The following is a 22876-nucleotide window of genomic DNA, read 5'->3' as shown; positions in this document are numbered from 1 at the left end:
ATTATGCGTGATCGTCACTAGGCTGTCGCTCATGGCTGATTCGGGCATCGTGTCGAGCGTCTACATCGCCTCACCGGAGGGGGACACCGGTAAGTCGACGGTGGCGCTCGGCGTGCTGCAGATGCTGTGCGCGTCCACCGCGCGGGTGGGGGTGTTCCGGCCGATCGCCCGCGCCACCGACGAGACCGATCACATTCTCGAACTCCTCATCGAGCACACGACGGCCGACCTGAGTTACGAGCAGTGCCTGGGCGTGACGTACGAGCAGGTCCACGCCGACCCCGACGGCGCGCTGAGCGACATCGTCTCCCGCTACCACGAGGTGGCCGCCGAGTGCGACGCCGTGGTGATCGTCGGCAGCGACTACACCGACGTCGCGAGCCCCAGCGAACTCGGCTACAACGCGCGGATCGCGGCCAACCTCGAGGCGCCGGTGCTGCTGACACTGCGTGGCCAGTACCGCAGCCCCGACGAGGTACGCCAGCTGGCCCAGATGTGCGCGGTGGAACTGTCGGCGCAGCACGCGCACCTGGTGGCGATCGTCGCGAACCGGTGTGCGCCGGAGATGCTCGACGAGTACGCATCGGCGCTCGAGCCGCTGGGGGTGCCGGCGTGGAGCCTGCCGGAGATCCCCCTCCTGATGGCGCCGACGATGGCGGAACTGCTGGGTGCCGTCGACGGCGAGCTGTACAGCGGCGACACGGCACTGCTGCAGCGGGAGGCGCTGAAGGTGATGGTGGGCGGTATGACCGCCGAGCATATCCTCGAGCGGCTCGTCGAGGGCACCGTCGTGATCGTACCGGGCGATCGTTCCGACGTGCTGCTGGCGATGATGAACGCGCATGAGGCGCAGGGGTTCCCGTCGCTGGCGGGCATCATCATGAACGGTGGAATCGCTCCGCATCCCGCGATCGCCAAGCTCATGGCGGGGCTGAATCCGCGGCTGCCGATCCTCACCACCGAGATGGGTACCTTCGACACCGCACACACCGCCGCGCAGACCCGCGGCCGTGTCGCGGTGGGCTCACTGCGGAAGGTCGACACCGCGCTGGGTCTCGTGGAGCGACGGGTGGACGCCCCGACACTGATCGACCGACTGCGCCTGCGGATCCCGTCGGTCACCACCCCGCAGATGTTCGAGTACCAGTTGATCGACCGGGCCCGCTCGGACCGCCGGCACATCGTGTTGCCGGAGGGGGAGGACGATCGCATCCTGCGGGCCGCCGGACGTCTGCTGCGCCGCCGGGTGGTGGACCTGACGATCCTCGGTGACGAGGCGAAGGTGCGTGGCCGCGCCGCCGAACTGGGCGTGGACCTCTCGTCCGCGACCGTGCTCGATCCGCGGAGGTCCGAGCACATGACGGAGTTCGCCGTCGAGTACGCGAAGCTGCGGGCGCACAAGGGAATGACGGTCGACCGGGCCCGCGAGATCATGACCGACATCTCGTACTTCGGAACGATGATGGTGCACAAGGGAATCGCGGACGGCATGGTGTCCGGTGCCGCGCACACCACGGCGCACACCATCCGGCCGTCGCTCGAGATCATCAAGACCCGGCCCGGGGTGTCGACGGTGTCGAGCATCTTCCTGATGTGCCTGTCGGACCGGGTGCTCGCGTACGGCGACTGCGCGGTGGTGCCGGATCCGACGGCGGAGCAGCTCGCGGACATCGCGGTGTCGTCGGCCGAGACGGCGGCCCGGTTCGGGATCGAGCCGCGGGTGGCGATGCTGTCGTACTCGACGGGCGACTCCGGTTCGGGCGCCGATGTCGACAAGGTCCGCACCGCGACCGCCCTCGTGCGCGAGCGGCGACCGGATCTGTTGGTGGAGGGGCCGATCCAGTACGACGCGGCCGTCGAGCCCACGGTCGCGAATGCGAAGCTGCCCGGGTCGGCGGTGGCGGGCCGGGCCACGGTGTTCGTGTTTCCGGACCTCAACACCGGCAACAACACCTACAAGGCGGTGCAGCGCAGCGCCGGTGCCGTCGCGGTCGGGCCGGTGCTGCAGGGACTGAACAAGCCGGTCAACGACCTCTCCCGCGGCGCGCTGATCCAGGACATCGTCAACACCGTCGCGATCACGGCGATCCAGGCGCAAGGGGACTGACATGGCCGAAAACATTGTGCTGGTGATCAACTCGGGTTCGTCGTCGATCAAGTTCCAGCTGGTGCACCCGGTGGCCGGTGACGCCGTGGGCTCGGGTCTGGTGGAACGGATCGGGGAGCCGGTGGGACGGATCGTCTACCGCCACCCCGGTGGCGTGATCGATCGTGAACTGCACATCGCCGATCACGCCGCCGGTCTGCGCATCGCCGAGCAGATGATTGCCGAGACCGGGCCGGCGTTGCGGGACCGCGGGATCGTCGCCGTCGGCCATCGGGTGGTCCACGGCGGTGCGGTGTTCCACGAACCGGTCCTGATCGACGACGCGGTGCTGAAGGAGCTGCGACGGCTCTCCCCGCTCGCACCGCTGCACAATCCGCCGAACGTGATCGGGATCGAGGTGGCGCGCGAACAGTTGCCGGACGTCCCGCACGTCGCGGTGTTCGACACCGCGTTCTTCCACACACTGCCCGACGCCGCCGCGACGTACGCGATCGACGCCGAGGTGGCGCGGGCGAACCGGGTGCGGCGCTACGGTTTCCACGGGACGTCCCACGAGTACGTGAGCGGGCGGGCGGCCGAGTTCGTCGGCCGCGACGACGCGGGGCTGAACCAGATCGTCCTGCACCTCGGCAACGGGGCGTCGGCGTCGGCGATCCGCGGCGGCCGTGCCGTCGACACGTCGATGGGCATGACGCCGCTCGAGGGTCTGGTGATGGGCACCCGCAGCGGAGACCTCGATCCGGGGGTCATCCTGCACCTGGCGCGCAACGCCGGGATGACGGTGGACGAGATCGACGACCTGCTCAACCGGCACTCCGGTCTCAAAGGCCTGTGCGGGGTGAACGACTTCCGTTCGCTGCTCGAGCTCGTCGCGGCGGGGGACGTCGACGCGAAGCTCGCCTACGACGTGTACGTGCACCGGCTGCGCCGCTACATCGGCGCGTACCTCGTCGAACTCGGCGGCGTGGACGTCATCACGTTCACCGGCGGGGTGGGGGAGAACAACGCGGACGTCCGACGCGATTCCCTCGCCGGTCTGGAACGCCTCGGTATCGTGGTGGACCAGGCCCGCAACGAGGCCCCGGAGCGGGGCGAGCGTCTGGTCAGTTCGGACGATTCGGCGGTGCAGGTGCTGGTGGTGCCCACCAACGAGGAACTCGCGATTGCACGGAAGGCGATCGCGGCGGCCTGAATCGGGAGTATTGGTGTCCGTCGGCGGGAACTCTCGGGACCTTCGACCCTCGCCGCGGAACCCTCGGACGTCCGACTATGTCCGGTATGGTTGCCAACCCCGAGATCGACACCGCTCCACCACGCATACCGATGCCGTCGCGGCCGACCGCGGCGCCTCGGGCGACGGCAGGATCCAAGGGGTCGTTCATCTACAAGATGATCACGACCACCGATCCCAAGGTGCTCGGGATCATGTACCTCGTCACCGCGTTCGCGTTCTTCCTCATCGGTGGCCTGATGGCCCTGCTGATGCGATCCGAACTTGCCGTTCCCGGCCTGCAGTTCCTGTCGAACGAGCAGTTCAACCAGCTGTTCACCATGCACGGCACGATCATGCTGCTGCTGTACGCGACCCCGGTCGTGTTCGGTTTCGCGAACTACATCGTCCCGCTGCAGATCGGCGCGCCGGACGTGAGCTTCCCGCGTCTGAACGCCCTCAGCTACTGGTTCTACCTGTTCGGTGGGCTCATCGCGACGGCCGGCTTCCTGACCCCGGGTGGCGCGGCGGACTTCGGTTGGACTGCGTACGTGCCGCTCAGCAACGAACTGCACTCTCCCGGTCTGGGCGCGGACCTGTGGATCCTGGGCCTGACGCTCGGCGGTGTCGGCACCATTCTCGGTGGCGTCAACTTCATCACCACCATCGTGTGCCTGCGTGCACCGGGCATGACCATGTTCCGGATGCCGATCTTCACGTGGAACATCCTCATCACGTCGCTGCTGATCCTGCTGGTGTTCCCGCTGCTCGCGGCCGCGCTGATCGGCCTGTGGGTAGACCGACATCTCGGTGCGCACCTGTTCGACCCCGCCACCGGCGGAGTCATGTTGTGGCAGCACCTGTTCTGGTTCTTCGGTCACCCCGAGGTGTACGTGATCGCGCTGCCGTTCTTCGGCATCGTCTCGGAGATCTTCCCGGTCTTCTCGCGTAAGCCGATCTTCGGGTACAGCGGCCTGGTGTACGCCACGATGGGTATCGCTGCCCTGTCGATCGCGGTGTGGGCGCACCACATGTACGCCACGGGCGCCGTGCTGCTGCCGTTCTTCTCCTTCATGACGTTCCTCATCGCGGTCCCGACCGGTGTGAAGTTCTTCAACTGGATCGGAACGATGTGGAAGGGACAGTTGACGTTCGAGTCGCCGATGCTGTTCTCGGTCGGCTTCCTCGTGACCTTCCTCTTCGGTGGCCTGTCGGGCGTCCTGCTCGCGAGCCCCCCGCTCGACTTCCACGTCACGGACACCTATTTCGTCGTCGCGCACTTCCACTACGTGCTGTTCGGCACCATCGTGTTCGCCACCTACGCCGGCATCTACTTCTGGTTCCCGAAGATGACCGGGCGCATGATGGACGAGCGTCTGGCCAAGTGGCACTTCTGGACCACACTGGTCGGCTTCCACATGACCTTCCTGGTCCAGCACTGGCTGGGGACGTCGGGCATGCCGCGTCGCTACGCCGACTACCTGCCCACCGACGGTTTCACGACGCTGAACACGATCTCCACGGTCGGCTCGTTCATCCTCGGCGCGTCGACGCTGCCGTTCCTGTGGAACGTCTTCAAGAGCTACCGCTACGGGCAGGTCGTGACCGTCGACGACCCGTGGGGTTACGGCAACTCGCTCGAGTGGGCCACCAGCTGCCCGCCGCCGCGGCACAACTTCACCGAACTGCCCCGGATCCGTTCGGAGCGTCCGGCGTTCGAGCTGCACTACCCGCACATGGTCGATCGCCTGCGCGAAGAGGCGCACGTCGGGCTGACCGGCGGCGCCAAGCACCCCACCGCGGTCACGGTCACCGAACTGCAGGACGGGACCAGGGTCTGACGGCGGCCGGAACTCTCAGAACACGCTGCGGGGGCGGACCGCGTTCGCGAGATCGACGAGCGTGTAGCGGTGGGTGGGTGTAGGCGCACTGCGCGCCATCGCCCGCAGGGAGGACTCCGTCCCCGCGCGCAGGCCACGTTCGGTGAACGGGACACCGAGCAGCGGCTCGCGCGCGGTGGTCGGGGTGTTCCCCTCGAGGAGCCACTGGAGTGCGGTGCCGAGCACCACGGTCCGCATCTGTGGGCCGCGGATCTCGGTGCGGGGCAACGCCTGCACCCGCCGGGCCGACTCCCGCAGCGTGGCCTCGGTGATCCTGCGGATCGGCCGCACCGCGAGGGCCGTCAGCACCGCGGTCATCCGCGCGGCGCCGTAGCTGCGGGAGCCGGCCGGCACCTGGTCGAGGGTGGCGACCGCGCCGTCGACGTCACCGTCGGCGGCGCGGCGCCGCGCCGATCCGAAGGCGGCACTGACGACGTTTCGGTCCATCCGCCAGACCGTTGCGTAGTAGGAGGCGGCCGGAATCCGCCAGCGGTCGGCTCCCGCCCCGCTGCCGGGATCGAGCAGCAACTCGGCGGTCGCGCCGAGGGCGAGTTTGGGTGCCACCTCGCCGGGCAGAGTCGAATAGACGGCATCGAAAGATTCGTAGGCGGAAGGCAGTTCGTTCGCGATCAGCGACGCCAGTCCGCGGAACCACTCGACGCGCCAGTCGTACGGGTGTGTCAGACCCAGTGGCTGCAGCAGTTGCCGTGCCCGGCCCGCATCGCCGAGATCGAGGTACGCCCGCACCTCGGCCAGAGGCAGTTCCAGCGATGTCAGGACCTCGGCGGAGCGGTCCTCCCGCGCCCGGTCGAGGACGTCGAGCATCAACTGAGGATCGCTGTGCGCCGCGGCATTGACCAGCGCGGCACCGGGATCGTCGGGGTCCACCAGCGGCACTGCCAGCGCCTGGGCGACCCGGGGGGCGTCGAGCTTGCGGGCACGTTCGACGCCGTCGACGAACACGTCGGTCTGTTCCACGAACCCCTCCGCGCCGAACGTCGCCCGTTGGCGGCTGAAGACGGTGGACAGGGCGGGATGCTCCTGATCGTCCTGCCGGGAGACGATCTCCCGCAGGACTCCGGTGAGCTGAGCGGACAGCTCTTGGGCCGAGGCGAATCGGCGGTTCGGGTCCGGATCGATCGCACGCAACAGCAGCCGTCGGTACGAGTCGTACCGGGCGAGCAGCGGCGCCTGCTCGGGGGACGGCAGACCGTCCACGTAGCGCCCGTTCTCGGCCGGCAGATCGAGTGTGAGGGCAGCGAGCGTGCGCCCGACGGTGTAGATGTCGGAGGCGACGGTGGGCCCGGTCTCGGTGATCTCGGGCGCCTGGAAGCCGGGCGTGCCGTACAGGTACCCGTAGCTCTCGAGCGGTGCGACGGCGCCCAGATCGATCAGCTTGACCTGCTCGTCGGTCACCATGACGTTGTCGGGCTTGAGGTCGTTGTACGCCAGGCCGACCGAGTGCAGGTACTCGAGCGCCGGCAGGATCTCGAGGATGTAGGCGATGGCCTGATCGACGGGCATTCGGTCGGGGCGCCGGTGGACGGCCAGGATGTCGCGCAACGAGTTACCGCCCACGTACTCCATCACCAGATAGCCGGCCGGAGGAAATCCCTCCTTCTGGTACTCGACGAAGTTGTAGATCTTGACGATGCTCGGGTGTTCCACCTCGGCGAGGAACTGTCGCTCGGCCGCAGCGACGGCGCGGGACTCGGCATCGCCGAGCTGGAGCAGGCCCTTGAGGACCACCCAGCGGTCGTCCACGTTGCGGTCGATCGCGAGATAGATCCACCCCAGCCCGCCGTGGGCGATGCAGCCCTGTACCTCGTACTGGCCGGCGATCACCATGCCGGGGGAGAGCAACGGCGCGAACTCGAAGCGCGACCCGCAGTTGGCGCAGAAACCGGATGTGGGGCCCGGCTCCTCGCCGGTGGACCGGCCCACCGGCTTGCCGCACTTCCAGCAGAACCGTTTGCGTTCCGGGACGTGCGGGTCGGTGAGGACCGCGGACTCCGGGTCGCGCCGCGGGACCGGCGGCACCTCCACCAGTCCGTCCCCGAGACGGCGCCGGGAGATCGTCCGGGTGCGCTGGGTGCGGGCCTTGCGCCCGGTGGTGGGCATGCTCTCCTGGGTCGTCATCGGCTCGTCCACGGTCTGCGCGGCGCGGGTCCGCGCCATCTCGCCGGTGTCGACCGAATGCTCCTCTGCCGCATCCTTTCCGGCCATCGATCCTCCGTTCTCGTTGCCTGATCAGTCCCGATACGTGGGAGGTGGGGGCGCCGGTGCGGGGCCCAGCTCGGAAAGCCACCGCTGATAGATCCTCGTCCACGTGCCGTCGTCGCGGATCCTCTCCAGCGTTCCGTTCACGAACCGCACCAGATCGTCGTTGCCCTTGGCGATGCCGATGCCGTACGGCTCCGACCCCAGGCCCGGCCCGACGATCCGCAGGTACGGGTCCTGCGTCGCCATCCCGGCCAGCAGTGTGTCGTCGGTGCTGATCGCGTCGACCTGACGTTGCTGCAGCATCACCAGGCAGTCCGACCACGACGGGACCGTGACGACGGTGGCGTCGGGCTGGGCGCGGACGATGCGTTCGAGGGACCGGGTGCCCGCGACCGCACACACCCGTTTGCCGGCGAGATCCGACACATCGGCGACCGGGGAACCGGCCATCACCAGGATCCGTTGCTGCGCCTCGTAGTACACCGTGGAGAAGTCCACCCGCTGTCGCCGCTCGCACGTGATGCTCATCGTGTGGGCGACGACGTCGACCCGCGAATCCTTCAGGCCCTGCTCACGTTCGGACGCCGTGAGGATCCGGAACTCCACCTTGTCGGGGCTGCCCAGCAGATCGCGGGCGATCTCCCGCGCGATGTCGACGTCGAAGCCCTCGATCTCGCCCGTCGCGGGATTGCGGAAGCTCATCAGGTTGCTGCCGGTGTCGAGTCCGACGACGAGCCGACCGCGTTGGCGGATCGCGTCGAGCGACGCGCTGGGCGGTATCTCGCCGGCCGGGAACGGGCGCAGGCTCGCCGTCGGGTCCCCGCAGTCCTCCGGCGTCGGCACGGGCGTCGACGTCACGATCGACGCCCCCTCCGGGACCGGTGCGACACTGTACGTCTCGGTCGGCGGGAGCGTGTACGGGTCGGGAGGCGCCGAGCATCCCGTGACGATCGCGGACGCCGCCGCGACAACGGCAACGGCCCTCGCGAGGAGCCGAACCGGCATCACTGGTACTCCCGCAGACGGGGCCACAGACCCAGCGGGATGCCGACGGCCGAGACGACCGTGAGAACCAGGGCGCCGGGACCGAGAGCCGACAGCACCGTGGACGACCGCGAGATGTCGCCGCGCAGCTCGGCGCGGGCACTCTCCGCACCGTCCGACAGTGCGGTGTCCACGACGTCGAACTGCGCGGTCGACGACGCGGGATCGGAGCCGACCGTCGTCATCGCGGCGGACGTCCAGTCGCCCACCGCGAGCGCGTCGATCATGTGTCCGTGCGAGGTGGTCCAGGAGTCCAGCGCCTGCTGCGCGCGTTCGGCGTCGCCGCGGCCGACCTCCTGCGAGTAGTTGTCCAGCAGGGCCCGCAACTGGTCGGTGTCGTCGACGAACACCTGCGCGTGTTCGGCGGTCTCGTCGCGGCGGACCAGTTGCAGGATCTCCTGCGTGCGGGCCTGCTGCGCCAGGATCCGGGCGGCCGCGAACGTCGAGAGCGGCTCGGAGCCCTGCCGCACCGCACGGTTCGCCGACACCGCGGAGATGATTCCCGCCACCAGCATCCACACCAGCAGGGCAGCCATCGCTCCGGTCGTGAACAGCAGACCGAGATTGAAGGTGCGGCGGGTCCGCCTCGACAGCACCACCTGCGTCGCCACCAGCGCGGCCAGCAGCGCGATCAGCAGTCCGATCGCGAACCACGGCGGGTGGGAGAAGCCGGACTGCGGGCTGAGCGACGCGGCCGCACGCTCGGTGTGCAAGGACTGGGCCAGCGGCAGCAGGTCCGTCTGCATCAACGACGACGCCTCCGCCAGGTAGGCGGTGCCGACGGGGTTGCCGGCCCGGTTGTTGGTGCGCGCGGTCTCCACCAGTCCCGTGTACACCGGCAGCTTGGTGGCGATCGCGGTGAGCAGTCGTCTGCCCTCGTCGTCGCCCGGCAGACCGTCCGACGTCGCGACCAACTCGGCGGCCGCCGTCCCGATGGCCTGCGAATAGCGGTCGCGGGCCTCACTCGGTTCGACGCCACCGGACAGGAAAGCGGTGGCCGCGGCGGCGTCGGCGATCGACAGCGACGCGTACAGGTTCTGCGACGACCGGGCCAGGGGCTCGGTGGTGGACAGCAGCGTGTCGATGTCCTGTTTGCGCTCGCCGGCCGCCATGGACGCGATCAGACCGGCGGCCACGGTACCGAGCAGTAGCGCGACCCCGACGGCCAGCAGGCGGGCGGGTGTCGATCGCAGCAGTTCACGGACGGCGAGCGGGCGCACACGAGCGCGGGCGGCGCGGTTGGGTGGCGTGTCCTCCCACCTCGCGTCCGCCGCGCGGGTCGACTCCGTCGTCGTCTCCGGCACTGCCACGGCTCATACCTCGGTTCGCCGTTCCGTTTGGTTCGCCGTTCCGTAGTGCCGAGCATATAAGCAGCACCGGCAGGTTGTTCCGCCGATTCGCGATGCGGCGGGGAATACTGTGGGGACAGGCGAGCGCCTCGGCGGACAGGGCAGGTGAGAGACACTCCATGCGCGGTGACGGAGACGGTTGGGCGACGACCCCCGACGGGGTACGGCATTGGGGCAGGCACGGCGCAGCGGGACTGCTGCTGCGGGCTCCGCTGGCCGACGGTTCGGCCGGGGTGCTGCTGCAACACCGGGCCGCGTGGAGCCACCAGGGTGGAACGTGGGCGTTGCCCGGCGGGGCCCGCGACAGCCACGAGACCACGATCCACGCCGCGGTGCGCGAGGCGCAGGAGGAGACCGGGATCGACGTCGGCGCCGTCCGCGTGCGCACCGAGCGGGTCACGGCCAGCGTCGACGGCGGTTGGACGTACACGACGGTGATCGCCGACGCCGACAAGACCCTGGCCCTGGTCCCGAACGGGGAGAGCACCGAACTGCGCTGGGTGCCGGAGGCCCAGGTGGAGCACATGCCGCTGCACCCCGGGTTCGCGACCGCCTGGCCGGACCTGCGGACCACCGAGATCCGGGTGCTGCTCGACACCGCGAACGTGCTCGGTTCCCGGCCCACCGGTTGGTGGCGTGACCGGCCCGGCGCCACGGCGGAACTGCTGAACCGGATCGCCCAGGTCCTGCCCCGCACGATCGAACTACCCGGCGGCGGATTCGGGTGGCTGCCGCGCATCGAGGCGGTTCTCGAAGGACAGGCCCGCGCCGCCGGCTACGTCGACACGCGGATCCCGGTGCATGCCGCGCCCGGCAGCGGCGACGACGAACTGGCCCGGCTCGCGTCCGTCGACGGGACACTCACCGCCGTCGTGACCGCCGACCGCGGACTGCGGGACCGACTGCCCGGAACGGTGCTGACACTGTCGCCGTCGACCGTGCTGGACTGGCTGGACTGAGGGGACCGACCGTCAGCCGCGGTCGAGGACGAAGCGGCGGCCGTGGATCTCCGTCGGGCGGATCTCGACGAAGTTGTACTTCGACGTCGGCACCCAGGACTGCAGCGCGAACTCCTCGGCGGCGTTGATCTCGTCGAACCGCACGAGGGTGCGGGCGATGCCGTGCACGACGATGCTCCATGCCGACGTCGCGTCGGCGTGATCGACCTGGAACGTCGTCAGCGGCTTGAGGGTGAGTTCGGTGAGCTTGTCGCCCTCGGCGGTCCGGAAGTAGATCTTGCCGTCGTGCACCACGTAGTTGACCGGGTAGACGTCCGGCCGGTCGTCGGTGACGAGGACAAGTCGGCCGAGGCGCTCGGTGGCCAGCAGGTCCAACGCGTCCTGCTCGGTGACGGCGGTGACGGGGGCGGTCCGGTCCTGCATGTCTGCTCCGATCCTCGAGGTGCCTTCACCCTCGACTCTGCCCCTTGTGGCACCGGAGTGCCACAAGGTTCGGGTGTGAGCTGCGTGTCACCGCGGGCTGCCGAGGATGCGGCGCAGCTGGCGTGCCTGGGCCGCGAGTTCGCCGTCGGCGGTGAACAGTTCGGTCTCGTCGACGCATTCGTCCGACGTCCACCACACCGTGCGGTGGCGCAGTCGATGCCACGGCCCGCCGGACGCCCCGGCGGCCGGAGCGAAGTGCGCGGTCAACTCGACGGTCGGGATCGGTATCGGCGCGGTGCGTGTCGCGAACAGTCCCGGCGGCAGGGCGTCGAGCAGGATCGCGGCACGCTCGACACCGGTGAACTCCAACCCCGGGCCCAGCCGGATCCAGACGTCGAACTCCGGGTCCGAGCCGCCCGCGAAGGGGCGGGCAGCGTTGATCGGACGGATGTCGAGATGCTGTGCGAACGGTACGAAGTCGATCGGAATCTCCAGTTTCGCAAGCTCTTCCGGGTAGGCGACGGCCTCGACCGTGGGCGCGCACTGGGCGGCAGCGGAACCCCGCGACATGCGGACCAGCGCAGACGCGACGGTCCCGATGCCGACCTGGACGCCCGCCGAGCGGCCGGGCGGCCCCACCCGCACCGTCGTCTCGATCGGGCCCGGCCGAACCGGGGCGTAGAAGTGGGCGGTCGCCGCGGCCGGGACGGCGCCGGTCTCGACGGCCGCCGCCCGCAGCATCGCCGCGAGCACCATGCCGCCGTGGATGCCGTCGAAGGCGCGCCAGCTGTCGTCGAATCGGGAGGGGAACGAGCCGAGTGTCGTGGTCATGACGAGAACTCCTGTGCTGCAACGGTGTGCGGGGAATCGAGTGTGGTTGGCCGGGGCGACATCGCGAGCGCGGTGACGGCTCCGACGGCTCCGAGGGCGGCGATGGTCCACCAGGCGGCGGTGAAGTCGGACGCCGCGAGGACGGCGACGAGGATCGCGATACCCAGGACGCTGCCGATCTGGCGGCTGGTGTTGACGACCGCGCTGCCGGTGGCGCCCTGGGCGGGTGGGAGCGTGGCGGTGGCGGTCGACAGGATGGTCGGCAGGGCGAGCCCGACGCCGGCGCCGGCGATCAACCATCCGGGGAGTAGGCCCGTCGCATAGTTCGGGTCGCTGTGGACACTCGCGAGGATCAGCACCGTACCGGCGGCCCACAGCGCGCTTCCGAGTCCGGCCACGACGCCGGACGGCAGGCGTCGACCGAGGACCTGTCCGATGATCGCGAAGACCGGGACCAGCAGCGGACCGGGGGCCACCGCGAGCCCGGTGCGCAGCGCCGAATAGCCCCACTCGGTCTGCATCCACAGGATGTTCGCCAGCAGTCCGGCCGCGAACGACGCGCTGAACGCGACCGCGGTGACGTTGGACCAGGCGAACGGGCGCACACGCAGCAGGTTCGGGTCGACCAGCGGATTGCGGTGACGCATCGTGCGCCGGGCGAACCAGGCCAGCGCGAGGATGCCGGCGACTGCCGCGACCAGGGTGCCGGGGTGCGTCCATCCCCAGTCGGGGCCCTGCACCAGCGTCAGCGACACTGCGCCGACGCCGAGTGCGAGTAGGACCGCGCCGAGCAGGTCGACGTCGGCGGGGTGCGGATCGCGGGACTCGGGCACGATGCGCGCCGCCGCCCAGAGCAGCACCACGCCGATCGGCACGTTGATCAGGAAGATCCAGCGCCACGACGCGGACACCAGTAGCCCGCCGACCACGGGACCGAACGCCGACGCCGCGGCACCGGTCGCGGCCCACAGGCGCACCCCGAGCGCGCGTCGGGCGTCGGGTAGGGCCGCGATGAGCAGGCCGAGGCTGGCCGGGGTGAGTGCGGCGGCGCCCGCTGCCTGCGCCAGGCGGAACGCGACGAGCGACCACAGCGACGGTGCGAGGGCGCACGCGGCGCTCGCGATCGTGAACAGCGCCAGGCCGGCGAGGAACGCGCGCCGACGCCCGACGCGGTCGGCCCAGCGGCCCGCCGGAATCAGCAGTGCCGCGTAGACGATCGCGTAGCCGCTGAGGATCCAGCTGAGCTGGGTGAGGGGTGTTCCGGCGAAGTCGGTGGCGATGTCGTCGAGGGCGACGTTGACGACGAACAGGTCCAGGGCGGCGACGAACGGCGCCCCGGACAGGACGGCGATGAGCGCGCCCGAACGCTGACTTGTGTTTGGCATAGTCAGGGAGTCTGAACCCTGGCTATGGATTTGGCAAGCCAGGGCGTAGCCTTGGCGCATGGAGACGGCACGACTCGACGGGTTTCTCGCGGACCGCGATGCGTGGCGGGCCGCACAGTGCTCGATCGCGAAGGCCATGGACGTGATCGGTACACGCTCGGCGATGCTGATCCTGCGCGAGGCGTACTACGGCACAACCCGTTTCGACCACTTCGCCGAACGCGTCGGAATCACCGAGGCGGTCGCGGCCGCGCGGTTGCGGGAACTCACGGCCGAGGGATTGTTCGAGCGGCGGCCGTACAAGGAACCGGGACAGCGCACCCGGCACGAGTACGTCCTGACCGAGAAGGGGCGGGATCTGCTGCCCGCGGTGCTGGCGCTGATGCAGTGGGGCGACAAGTACCTGCAGGGTGCGCGCGGTGGCCCGCTGGACCTCGCCGACGACACGTCCGGTGAACCCGTTCACGTCGAGGTGCGCAGCGAATCGGGGAGGCGGGTTCCCCTGAACGAGCTGAGGGTGGTCCCGAATGTCACCGCCGAGCAGGCGCGCCGGGCGATGGGCTGAGTTCCCGGAGTCTCACTCACCTCGCGTTTTGCGCACTTGTCGCAGTTTTTCGGGTCTCCGAACAGCGATAAGTGCGCAAAACGCGGTGGATCAGGACTTGGCCTTCTTCTCTTCCTGGCGGTTGCGGAGGAACACCAACGGCAGGACGAGGGTGGCGAGCGCCGTCACGAGCCACACGACGAGGGTCGCGAGCACCCACGTGCGCCAACCGGCGATCGACAGGCCGCCGAAGGCGGACGCGATCACCAGGGCTGCGAACGTCGACACCAGGCCGATCCCGCCGAGGAAGGCCGGTGCGTTCTTTGCCGCGATCTTCATGATGAACGGCGACAGCACGCTCTGCGCGACCGCGAACAGCACGACGGCGGTCACGAATCCGGTGGCGGAGACCGACACCTCGGGAAGCAACCACACGGCGGCCAGGATTCCGACTGCGGCCGAGCCCAGGAAGAAGGCACACCTGATGAGGAGGCGAATCATGTTCCCGCCCTTTCGTGTAGTTCGGGCGAGTGTATCGACCGGTGGCGTCGCCGGCCGGGTAACGTGGCCGAACGTCGCGGCGCGACCTCTCGGGGAGGGAGGAGGCGGACGCCGGCGGATGCGAAATCGACGTGCTCATTGCTTAGGCTTGGTACGTAGATTCATCCGGGCAGATCGGTGAGGGGGCTGGACGGTTGTTGCGCAAAACGGAGCCCGCGGTAGGTGAACTACGGCGGCGGCCGGGCCATCTCGCAGTGCTCGTTCTGTGGGCCATCACCTCGGTGGTGCTGCTGTTCACGACCGTGCGTCCGTGGATGCCCACGATCGGCATCTTCGCCGGCGGCGCCGACCTGGACGTCTACCGGGACGGCGCCCGGCACGTCATGGAGGACCTGCCGCTCTACACCGAACCGGTGATCCACGGCCTGCTCTACACGTACACGCCGTTCTCGACGCTGATGTTCCTCCCGTTCGGACTGCTGCCCGGCGGGATCGACAAGTACCTGTGGATGGGATTCAACCTGGTCCTGCTGGTGGCGATCGTCGCGCTGTGCTGGCGGATGCTCGGGTACCTCGTCTCCCGCCGCGTCGTGGTGGTCTCGGTGCTGCTGGCGTTGGCGTGCACGTTCCTCGAACCGGTCCGCACCACCCTGTTCTACGGGCAGATCAACCTGGTCCTGATGGCACTGGTGCTGTGGGACGTCTCCCGCGCCGACGGCAGCAGGATCAAGGGCGTCGGTGTCGGCATCGCCGCCGGGATCAAACTGACACCGGCCTACTTCGTCCTCTACTACGTGGTGCTGAGGAAGTGGCGGGCCGCCACCGTCGCGGTGGGGACCATCGTGGCCACCATCGGGGTGAGTTGGCTGATACTGCCGAACGATTCCCGGCAGTACTGGACCGAGACGTTCTTCGAATCCACCCGCATCGCGCAGGACGAGCACCCGTCGAACCAGTCGATCCGCGGCGTGATCGCGCACCTGACCGGGAAACCCGCACCGACGATTCTGTGGGTGGCACTCGCGGCGCTCGTCGTTGCGGTGAGCATGTGGATCGTGCTGCGACTGCACCGTGGCGACGAGAACCTGCTCGCGGTGACCGTCGTGGGACTGAGCGCCGCGGCCGTCTCGCCGTTCTCGTGGAGCCACCACTGGGTGTGGTTCGTGCCACTGCTCGTCTACATCGTGCACCGCGCGCTCACGACCTGGTGGTGGTGGCTCGCGGCGCTGGTGATCGCCGTCGCGGCCGGAGCGTGGCCCTACCGGTGGGACGAGTACGTCGTCGTGGTGGGGCTGTTCCTGTTCCCGCCGTGGTGGACCGTCGCCGACGTCCTGATGAACATCTACATCCTCCTGTACCTCGGAGTGCTGATCGGTGCGGGCATCGTCGCGGCCCGATGCACACCGGCAGCCGCCGCGGACGACGTACCGGCCACTGACGCGAACCGGACCTAGTGTCACCATGTGCGGCATGCGTATTCGACATGTGATCGCCTTGGTCCCCGCCGCACTCCTGCTCCTGACTGGTTGCAGCGACAGCGAGGACACCGCAGCATCCGCGCCGAACTCCAGTTCGGTACAGGCGGCGACCACCCAGGACGACGCCGCACTCGACGCCGCGGTCAAGGAGATGTGCGGCCAGGTGGCCGCCTTCCTCGACAACACCGCGACCCAGGCCGAACAGGCCGGCGAGTCGTTCGACCGAGCGGCCCAGGGACAGGTGTTCCTCGACCAGATGAAGGCGAACTCCGCGGTCTGGGTGGCGTCCTACAACATGCAGGCCGAGGCGGCAGGCGAGCCGCCGCTCGACCCGAGCACCGCCACGTGGGAGGACATGCCCGAACAGAGCCGCGCACTGATCGAGAACTCGGTCGACGGCGCGGTCGCCGGAACCTGCTGACCGGAAGCGGCGGTGGTCAGCCGCGCAGGGCGTCGGACAGCGCCCGCGCGGCGGCCTCCGGGTCGTCGGCCGCGGTGATCGCGCGCACGACGACGATCCGGGTGGCGCCGGCCCCGAGGATCTCCGGGAGGTTCTCGTGGTCGACGCCGCCGATCGCGAACCACGGCCGTGTCGGCTGGGCGTCGGCGGTGCTGCGGACCAGTTCGATGCCCGACGCGGCCCGGCCGGGCTTGGTCGGGGTGGCCCACACCGGTCCGGTGCAGAAGTAGTCGACGTCCTCTTCGATCGCGGCGAGGCTCGCCTGCGCACGGTTGTTCGTCGACCGCCCGATCACGACGTCGGGTCCGACGATCTGCCGCGCGTAGTGCACCGGCAGGTCGTTCTGGCCCAGGTGCAGGACGTCGGCGCCTGCGGCGAGCGCGAGGTCGGCGCGGTCGTTGACCGCGAGCAGCGCGCCGTGGCGGCGGGCTGCGGCCCCGATGACGGCGAGGGCGGCAAGTTCTTCCTTCACCTCCATCGGCCCGAGTTCCCGTTCGCCGGCCGAGCCCTTGTCGCGGAGCTGGACGATGTCGACACCACCGGACAGGGCGGCCTCGACGAAGTGAGCGAGATCGCCCTTGTCGCGGCGGGCGTCGGTGCAGAGATAGAGGCGCGCGTCGGCGAGTCGCTCGCGGGGCGTCAGGCGCTTGACGGACTGGGAGGCATGCACACCTGGAACGGTAGTCTCTACTGCGGACGAATCAACACGGGAGTCCTGAGGAACACGGGGCTGAGAGGGGGCCTGCCGGCCCCGACCGTCATACCTGACCCGGATCATGCCGGCGCAGGGAGTGAGGTGGAGTGAATGACTCGATCGGTTTCCGTCGTCGGAGGCGGTGTGATCGGACTGTCGATCGCGTGGCGGGCGGCGCAGCGCGGCTGGGCGGTGACGCTGTACGACCCGGCACCCGGGAGTGGTGCGTCGTGGGTGGCCGGCGGCATGCTGGCCCCGCTGTCGGAGGGCTGGCCCGGTGAGGAGAAGGCGCTGGCGCTCGGTGCGGCGTCGCTGCAGCGGTGGCCGGACTTCGGTGGTGAACTCGAGCGCATCGCGGAGCTGACGCTGTTCACGTCCGACGATTCGCTGACCGTCGCGCTGGACGCCGCCGACGCCGCGGACCTGCACACCATCGCGGACTGGGTGGCGAGCCAGGGACACGAGCTGCGGATCCTGAACCGCGCGCAGATCCGGGAACTCGAGCCGTCGCTGGGGCGCGGCATCCGCCTGGCGCTGCAGGCGCCCACCGAACTGGCCGTCGACAACCGCCTGCTGGTGCAGGCGCTGCGGACTGCCGCGGTCGCGGCCGGCGTCGAGGTGATCGAGCGGGCCGTCACCGATCTCGGCGAGCTCACCACCGATCAGGTGGTGCTGGCGGCGGGATCGAACTCGGCGCAGCTGTGGCCCGACCTGCCGGTGCGTCCGGTGAAGGGTGAGATCCTGCGCCTGCGTGCCCGGCCGGGTGTGACGCCGGCACCTCGGCGCACCATCCGTGGCAGCGTGCACGGTCGCCCGTCGTACCTGGTGCCGCGGGCCGACGGCATCGTCGTCGGTGCGACGCAGTACGAGTCCGGCCACGACACCCAGGTGACGGTCGCCGGGGTGCGGGACCTCATCGCGGACGCCGAGGCGCTGATGCCCGCGATCGGTGAGTACGAGTTGTACGAGGCGAAAGCCGGTCTGCGCCCGATGAGTCCGGACAACATGCCGATCATCGGACGGGTCTCGGACCGCGTCGTGCTCGCGACCGGGCACGGCCGCAACGGCATCCTGATGACTCCGGTCACCGCGGACGCGACCGTCGCGATTCTGGACGGCAACCCCCTGGCAGAAGCGGAAAGCGCTACTGCCGAACGATTTTCACCCGCAAAGGCATGAGTGAGGTTTGGATGAGTGAGTTGATCGGGATCACCGTCAACGGTGAGGACCACGAATTCGACGGGCCGCTGACGGTGGCCGAGTTGCTGGAGCGACTGGACCTGCCGCAGCGCGGCATCGCCGTCGCGGTCGACGGCGCGGTGTTCCCGCGCGGCCGGTGGGCCGAATCCGTCGGCCGCGGTTGGGAGATCGAGATCCTCACGGCGGTGCAGGGTGGCTGAGATGGGCAAGCTGACGATCGCCGGCCGCACCTTCGGCTCCCGCCTGATCATGGGCACCGGCGGTGCCGCGAACCTCGCGGTGCTCGAGGAGGCGCTGGTGGCGTCGGGCACGGAACTGACCACCGTCGCGATGCGCCGCGTCGACGCCGTCGGCGGCACCGGCGTGCTGGACCTGCTGCGCCGACTCGACATCGCGCCGCTGCCGAACACCGCCGGCTGCCGCGGGGCAGCCGAGGCCGTGCTCACCGCGCAGTTGGCGCGGGAGGCGCTCGAGACCGACTGGGTCAAGCTCGAGGTGATCGCCGACGAGCGCACCCTGCTGCCCGACGCGATCGAATTGGTTTCCGCCGCAGAACAGTTGGTGGACGACGGTTTCACGGTGCTGCCGTACACCACCGACGATCCGGTGCTCGCGAAGCGCCTCGAGGACGTCGGCTGCGCCGCGGTGATGCCGCTCGGCTCGCCGATCGGCACCGGCCTGGGCATCTCGAACCCGCACAACATCGAGATGATCGTCGACGCCGCGAACGTCCCGGTGATCCTCGACGCCGGCATCGGCACCGCCAGCGATGCGACGCTCGCTATGGAACTGGGCTGCGACGCGGTGTTGCTCGCGACGGCCGTCACCCGCGCGAAGGATCCGGCGCTGATGGCGTCGGCGATGCGCGGCGCGGTGACCGCCGGCTACGAGGCCCGGCATGCCGGACGCATCCCCAAGAGGTTCTGGGCGCAGGCGTCGTCGCCGATGTAGGTGCGGCGCGGATCACGGATTGGTCGAAATCCCAGGCCCGGCGCCGATTCAGGCTAGGCTCGAGAACGACTTGCTCCGTTGGTTCGAGTGCCTGGAGGGCAGCCATGACGACGTTGAGTACCGATCTCCTCGAACTGCTCCGCTCGGATGTCGTGGCGTGGAACGCCCGGCGTGACGAAATGACCGACGCTCCGGACCTGCACGGAATGGACCTGTCGGGAGCCGATCTCGCCGGTGCCAATCTGACGGGCGCCAACATGGCGGGCATCGACCTGTCGGGGGCGGACCTCACGTCCGCGGAACTCGGCGGCGCCGACCTCACGGGAGCCAATCTCGTGGGAGCCGTCGCAGCGGACGCCGACTTCAGCAAGGCGTATCTGACGAACGCCAACCTGTCGGGTGCGGTGCTCACGCTCTCGTTCCTCACGTCCACGTACCTGGCGCACGCGATCCTCGCCGGGGCGGACCTCTCCGGTGCGTACATGACCGGGGCGCATCTCGAGGACGCCGACCTGACGGGAGCGAGACTGGCGGGCGCGTACCTCGCGCACGCCGACCTCACCGGCGCACTGCTCGCCACCGCCGACGTGAGCGGCGCCGACCTCACCGACGTGACGATGCCGGACGGCGCCGTCCGGGCCTGATCAGGGGTGTCCCCGACTTCGACTCAGGGTTCGTGTCATCCCTGGGTATGACACGGATGTAGACCTGCGACCGATGCGCGGACGCCCCCACATCAGGCATTCTTGTCCCCATGATTGAAGTGAGGGGACTGACGAAGACCTACGGGTCGATGAAAGCGGTGGACGATCTCACGTTCTCCGTGAAGCCGGGGATCGTGACCGGCTTCCTCGGCCCGAACGGTGCCGGCAAGTCGACGACCATGCGGATGATCCTCGGCCTCGACAAGCCGACGTCGGGCACCGCGCTGATCGAGGGAGTGCCGTACCAGCAGCTCGCGCAGCCGCTGCGTACCGTCGGCGCGCTGCTCGACGCCAAGTGGGTGCATCCCAACCGTTCGGCCAAGGCGCACCTGCAGTGGATGGCGGCCGCCAACTCGCTGCCCGCGTCGCGCGTCGACGAGGTGCTGCGTCTGGTGGGGCTGAGCGAGGTTGCGAACAAGAAGGCCGGCGGATTCTCGCTCGGCATGTCGCAGCGCCTCGGCCTCGCCGGTGCGCTGCTCGGTGACCCGAAGGTGCTGCTGTTCGACGAGCCGGTCAACGGTCTCGACCCCGAGGGCATCGTGTGGATCCGCAAGTTCATGCAGAGCCTCGCGGCGGAGGGCCGCACCGTTCTGGTGTCGAGCCACCTGCTGTCCGAGATGTCGCTCACCGCCGAGCATCTGGTCGTGATCGGCCGTGGACGCCTCATCGCGGACACCAGCGTCAAGGACTTCGTCGACCGCTCGTCGGATTCTTCGGTTCGGGTGCGCAGCCCACAGCTCGACGCGTTGCGCAGCCTGCTCACCGCGCAGGGGCTCGCGGTCCGCGAGGACGCGGGCCACGACCATAGTCCGGCGCTGCTGGTGTCGGGCGTCAAGACCGACGACATCGGTGCGCTCGCCGGTTCCAACGGAATCGTCCTGCACGAGCTGTCGTCTCAGCAGGGCTCGCTCGAAGATGCGTTCATGAAGCTCACCGGTGACGACGTGCAGTACCACGCTCAGATCGCCGGACAGCCCGCCGGCGCTGCGCAGAACATGGGAGGTGCGCTCTGATGAGCGTGTTGAATGCAGAACGCATCAAGCTGACGACCACGAAGTCTCCGATGTGGTGCAGCCTCATCGCGGTCGTGGTCAGTGTCGGGTTCGCGGCGATCATGGGTGTGGCCTACAAGTCGACGATCGAGTCGGGTGACACGTCGTTCGGCGAGTTCTCGGTGTCGCTGACCCAGGCGGGTGCGGCCCAGTTCGGCGCCATGCTGGTGATGATCATGTCGGCGCTCGCGGTCACCACCGAGTACCGGTTCGGTGTGATCCGCACGACGTTCCAGGCCATTCCGAATCGCACCCAGGTGATCGGTGGCAAGGCACTGCTGCTGGCGATCGTCGCGGCGGTCCTCGGACTGGTCATCGCACTGCTGTCGTTCGTGGTGGGGCAGGCGACGTCCGGAGTGAGCCTGTCGATGGGTTCGGGTGACAACGCCCGCGAACTGTTCGGCATCCCGATCTACTTCGCGTTGCTGGCGGTGCTCGCGGTCGGTGTGGGCACGCTGATCCGTCAGTCGGCCGGTGCCATCTCGCTGCTGCTGCTGTGGCCGCTCGTGATCGAGAGCCTCGCGACGATCATCCCCAAGGTGGGCAAGTACGTCGGCGAGTTCGGACCGTTCAACAACGTGTCGTACTTCCTCGGAAGCGGCGCCAACTTCGACTTCCACTGGGGCCCGTGGGGTGGTCTGCTCTACTTCGCGGCGTTCGTCGCGATCGTGTTCGGTGCGGCCTTGTTCGCGGTGAACAAGCGCGACGCCTGACCGTTCCCGACCTGCGACGAGGGTCCCGCACCGGCATCGGTGCGGGACCCTCGTCGCGTTCGACGCCGTGTGGGTGGCGCGGCGGTTAGGCTCGCGGAATGCGGATGACGGCGGCGTTCGTGACGGTCCTGGCCGGTGCGCTGCTGCTCGCGGGATGCAGCGATCCGGACGACGTGGGCCCACCGATCGACGGCCCCGGGCTGGCCGCGGCGATCGACACCGACGCGGTGATCGGCGATCTCGAACAACTCCAGCTGATCGCGACCGCGAACGGCGGAAACCGCGCGGTGGGCACCCCGGGCTACGACGCGAGCGTCGACTACGTCGTCGGTCAGCTCGAGCAGGCCGGATTCGACGTGGAGACACCGGAATTCGATGTCGACATCTTCCAGGTGACCACGCAGGCCCTGCAGGTGTCGGGCCGCGACGTGCCGATGCTGGCGCTGACGTACTCGCCGGCCACCCCGGCCGGGGGACTGCACGCCAGGCTGGTGCCGGTGCCGTCGGACGACACCCCGGGCTGCGAGGTCGGCGACTACGACGGCCTGGACGTGACCGGCGCGGTGGTGCTGGTGGATCGCGGGTCGTGCCCCTTCGCACAGAAGCAGCAGGTGGCGGCTGATCGGGGTGCGGCGGCGATCCTGGTGGCCAACAACGAGGACGGCCCGCTGACGGGTGGCACGTTGGGGGCCGAGGATGCCGCGCGGATCCCCGCCGGTGGTGTGGACAAGGCCGACGGGGCGGCACTGCGTCGGGGTGGCGACGTGACGCTCACGATCGATTCGACCGTCGAATCTACCAAGTCCCGCAACGTGATTGCGCAGACCGGGACCGGCGCCGACGACAACGTCGTCATGGCGGGGGCACACCTGGACAGTGTCCGGGAAGGCCCGGGTGTCAACGACAACGGCTCGGGTGTCGCGGTGCTGCTCGAGACAGCCCGGCAACTCGGCGCGACGCCGAACACGGCGAACGCGGTGCGATTCGCGTTCTGGGGCGCCGAGGAGGTGGGACTCACCGGTTCCACGGCGTACGTGGACGGTCTCGACGACGCCGCGCGCGCCGACATCGCGCTGTACCTCAACTTCGACATGGTGGGTTCGCACAACGCCGGCTATTTCGCGTACGACGGCGACGACTCCGACAGGGCGGGGGAGGGGCCCGGGCT

Annotated in this window: 22 protein-coding genes and 1 riboswitch; of the genes, 14 read left to right on the top strand and 8 right to left on the bottom strand. The window is 69.2% G+C overall.

What is annotated here, in order from left to right; genetic code table 11:
• The first annotated feature begins 31 nt into the window (after nt 1-31).
• From pta to ctaD, 3 genes are all read left to right on the top strand, one after another.
• Nucleotides 32-2107 (top strand): phosphate acetyltransferase, encoded by a 2076-nt coding sequence (gene pta, locus IJ15_RS0109595; RefSeq protein WP_031938120.1) that lies wholly within the window; start codon nt 32-34, stop codon nt 2105-2107.
• A gap of 1 nt (nt 2108) precedes the next feature.
• A complete protein-coding gene (locus tag IJ15_RS0109590) occupies nt 2109-3299 on the top strand; it encodes an acetate kinase (protein ID WP_031938119.1) in 1191 nt (396 codons plus the stop codon).
• A gap of 131 nt (nt 3300-3430) precedes the next feature.
• A complete protein-coding gene (gene ctaD / locus IJ15_RS0109585; RefSeq protein WP_031938118.1) occupies nt 3431-5158 on the top strand; it encodes an aa3-type cytochrome oxidase subunit I in 1728 nt (575 codons plus the stop codon).
• Nucleotides 5159-5173: 15 nt separating this feature from the next.
• Here ctaD and IJ15_RS0109580 read toward each other — a convergent pair whose 3' ends face one another.
• From IJ15_RS0109580 to IJ15_RS0109570, 3 genes are read right to left on the bottom strand one after another with little or no spacing between them, the layout of a single operon-like run.
• A complete protein-coding gene (locus IJ15_RS0109580; protein ID WP_031938117.1) occupies nt 5174-7423 on the bottom strand; it encodes a serine/threonine-protein kinase in 2250 nt (749 codons plus the stop codon).
• Nucleotides 7424-7447: 24 nt separating this feature from the next.
• Nucleotides 7448-8425, bottom strand: coding sequence for a glutamate ABC transporter substrate-binding protein (locus tag IJ15_RS0109575; RefSeq protein ID WP_031938116.1), 978 nt, complete (start codon nt 8423-8425; stop codon nt 7448-7450).
• Nucleotides 8425-9774 carry a hypothetical protein gene (locus IJ15_RS0109570; RefSeq protein ID WP_156112071.1) on the bottom strand — a complete coding sequence of 450 codons (1350 nt, stop codon included), beginning with the start codon at nt 9772-9774 and terminating at the stop codon, nt 8425-8427. The genes IJ15_RS0109575 and IJ15_RS0109570 overlap by 1 nt, the downstream gene beginning before the upstream one ends.
• Before the next feature lie 158 nt (nt 9775-9932).
• On the opposite strand from IJ15_RS0109570, the gene IJ15_RS0109565 reads away from it, so the two are divergent.
• On the top strand, nt 9933-10772 hold the full coding sequence (locus IJ15_RS0109565) for an NUDIX hydrolase (protein WP_031938114.1): 840 nt from the start codon (nt 9933-9935) through the stop codon (nt 10770-10772).
• 12 nt (nt 10773-10784) lie between these two features.
• Here IJ15_RS0109565 and IJ15_RS0109560 read toward each other — a convergent pair whose 3' ends face one another.
• From IJ15_RS0109560 to IJ15_RS0109550, 3 genes are all read right to left on the bottom strand, one after another.
• On the bottom strand, nt 10785-11195 hold the full coding sequence (locus IJ15_RS0109560; protein ID WP_031938113.1) for a pyridoxamine 5'-phosphate oxidase family protein: 411 nt from the start codon (nt 11193-11195) through the stop codon (nt 10785-10787).
• Between the two features lie 87 nt (nt 11196-11282).
• Nucleotides 11283-12026, bottom strand: coding sequence for an acyl-CoA thioesterase (locus IJ15_RS0109555; RefSeq protein ID WP_031938112.1), 744 nt, complete (start codon nt 12024-12026; stop codon nt 11283-11285).
• The gene (locus tag IJ15_RS0109550; protein WP_031938111.1) at nt 12023-13411 is read right to left on the bottom strand and encodes a DHA2 family efflux MFS transporter permease subunit; all 1389 of its coding nucleotides are present in this window, start codon (nt 13409-13411) and stop codon (nt 12023-12025) included. Before IJ15_RS0109550 ends, IJ15_RS0109555 begins: the two co-directional genes overlap by 4 nt.
• Nucleotides 13412-13469: 58 nt before the next feature.
• Here IJ15_RS0109550 and IJ15_RS0109545 point away from each other — a divergent pair, with 58 nt between their 5' ends.
• The gene (locus tag IJ15_RS0109545; protein WP_031938110.1) at nt 13470-13976 is read left to right on the top strand and encodes a winged helix-turn-helix transcriptional regulator; all 507 of its coding nucleotides are present in this window, start codon (nt 13470-13472) and stop codon (nt 13974-13976) included.
• Nucleotides 13977-14066: 90 nt separating this feature from the next.
• Here IJ15_RS0109545 and IJ15_RS0109540 read toward each other — a convergent pair whose 3' ends face one another.
• Entirely contained in the window at nt 14067-14456 is a 390-nt protein-coding gene (locus IJ15_RS0109540) for a phage holin family protein (RefSeq protein ID WP_031938109.1), read from the bottom strand.
• 254 nt (nt 14457-14710) lie between these two features.
• Here IJ15_RS0109540 and IJ15_RS0109535 point away from each other — a divergent pair, with 254 nt between their 5' ends.
• Together IJ15_RS0109535 and IJ15_RS0109530 are read left to right on the top strand one after the other, a co-directional pair.
• Nucleotides 14711-15910, top strand: a complete 1200-nt coding sequence (locus tag IJ15_RS0109535) for a glycosyltransferase 87 family protein (protein ID WP_231569480.1) — start codon at nt 14711-14713, stop codon at nt 15908-15910.
• A gap of 16 nt (nt 15911-15926) precedes the next feature.
• A complete protein-coding gene (locus IJ15_RS0109530; RefSeq protein WP_031938107.1) occupies nt 15927-16355 on the top strand; it encodes a hypothetical protein in 429 nt (142 codons plus the stop codon).
• Nucleotides 16356-16371: 16 nt separating this feature from the next.
• Here the strand turns inward: IJ15_RS0109530 and thiE are convergent, their stop codons facing one another.
• Nucleotides 16372-17064 carry a thiamine phosphate synthase gene (gene thiE / locus IJ15_RS0109525; protein ID WP_031938106.1) on the bottom strand — a complete coding sequence of 231 codons (693 nt, stop codon included), beginning with the start codon at nt 17062-17064 and terminating at the stop codon, nt 16372-16374.
• 26 nt (nt 17065-17090) lie between these two features.
• Nucleotides 17091-17202: riboswitch (TPP riboswitch) on the top strand.
• Between thiE and thiO the strand changes: the two genes are divergently transcribed.
• The 7 genes from thiO to IJ15_RS0109490 form a co-directional block, all read left to right on the top strand.
• Nucleotides 17200-18267, top strand: a complete 1068-nt coding sequence (gene thiO / locus IJ15_RS0109520) for a glycine oxidase ThiO (protein WP_031938105.1) — start codon at nt 17200-17202, stop codon at nt 18265-18267. Its footprint overlaps the riboswitch before it by 3 nt.
• Before the next feature lie 11 nt (nt 18268-18278).
• The gene (gene thiS, locus IJ15_RS0109515) at nt 18279-18488 is read left to right on the top strand and encodes a sulfur carrier protein ThiS (RefSeq protein WP_031938104.1); all 210 of its coding nucleotides are present in this window, start codon (nt 18279-18281) and stop codon (nt 18486-18488) included.
• A 1-nt stretch (nt 18489) separates the two neighbouring features.
• Nucleotides 18490-19239 carry a thiazole synthase gene (gene thiG / locus IJ15_RS0109510; protein ID WP_269321479.1) on the top strand — a complete coding sequence of 250 codons (750 nt, stop codon included), beginning with the start codon at nt 18490-18492 and terminating at the stop codon, nt 19237-19239.
• A gap of 104 nt (nt 19240-19343) precedes the next feature.
• Entirely contained in the window at nt 19344-19883 is a 540-nt protein-coding gene (locus IJ15_RS0109505; protein WP_031938102.1) for a pentapeptide repeat-containing protein, read from the top strand.
• 110 nt (nt 19884-19993) lie between these two features.
• Nucleotides 19994-20956, top strand: coding sequence for an ABC transporter ATP-binding protein (locus tag IJ15_RS0109500; protein WP_031938101.1), 963 nt, complete (start codon nt 19994-19996; stop codon nt 20954-20956).
• Nucleotides 20956-21708, top strand: a complete 753-nt coding sequence (locus IJ15_RS0109495) for an ABC transporter permease (RefSeq protein ID WP_031938100.1) — start codon at nt 20956-20958, stop codon at nt 21706-21708. The genes IJ15_RS0109500 and IJ15_RS0109495 overlap by 1 nt, the downstream gene beginning before the upstream one ends.
• A 98-nt stretch (nt 21709-21806) precedes the next feature.
• Nucleotides 21807-22876: M20/M25/M40 family metallo-hydrolase (locus IJ15_RS0109490; protein ID WP_037135351.1), on the top strand; the 1070-nt coding region annotated here is incomplete at its 3' end.

Origin of the sequence: Prescottella defluvii, from assembly GCF_000738775.1 — a bacterium.
GTDB classification, from domain to species: domain Bacteria; phylum Actinomycetota; class Actinomycetes; order Mycobacteriales; family Mycobacteriaceae; genus Prescottella; species Prescottella defluvii.
This window is presented reverse-complemented; position numbering and strand designations above follow the sequence as displayed.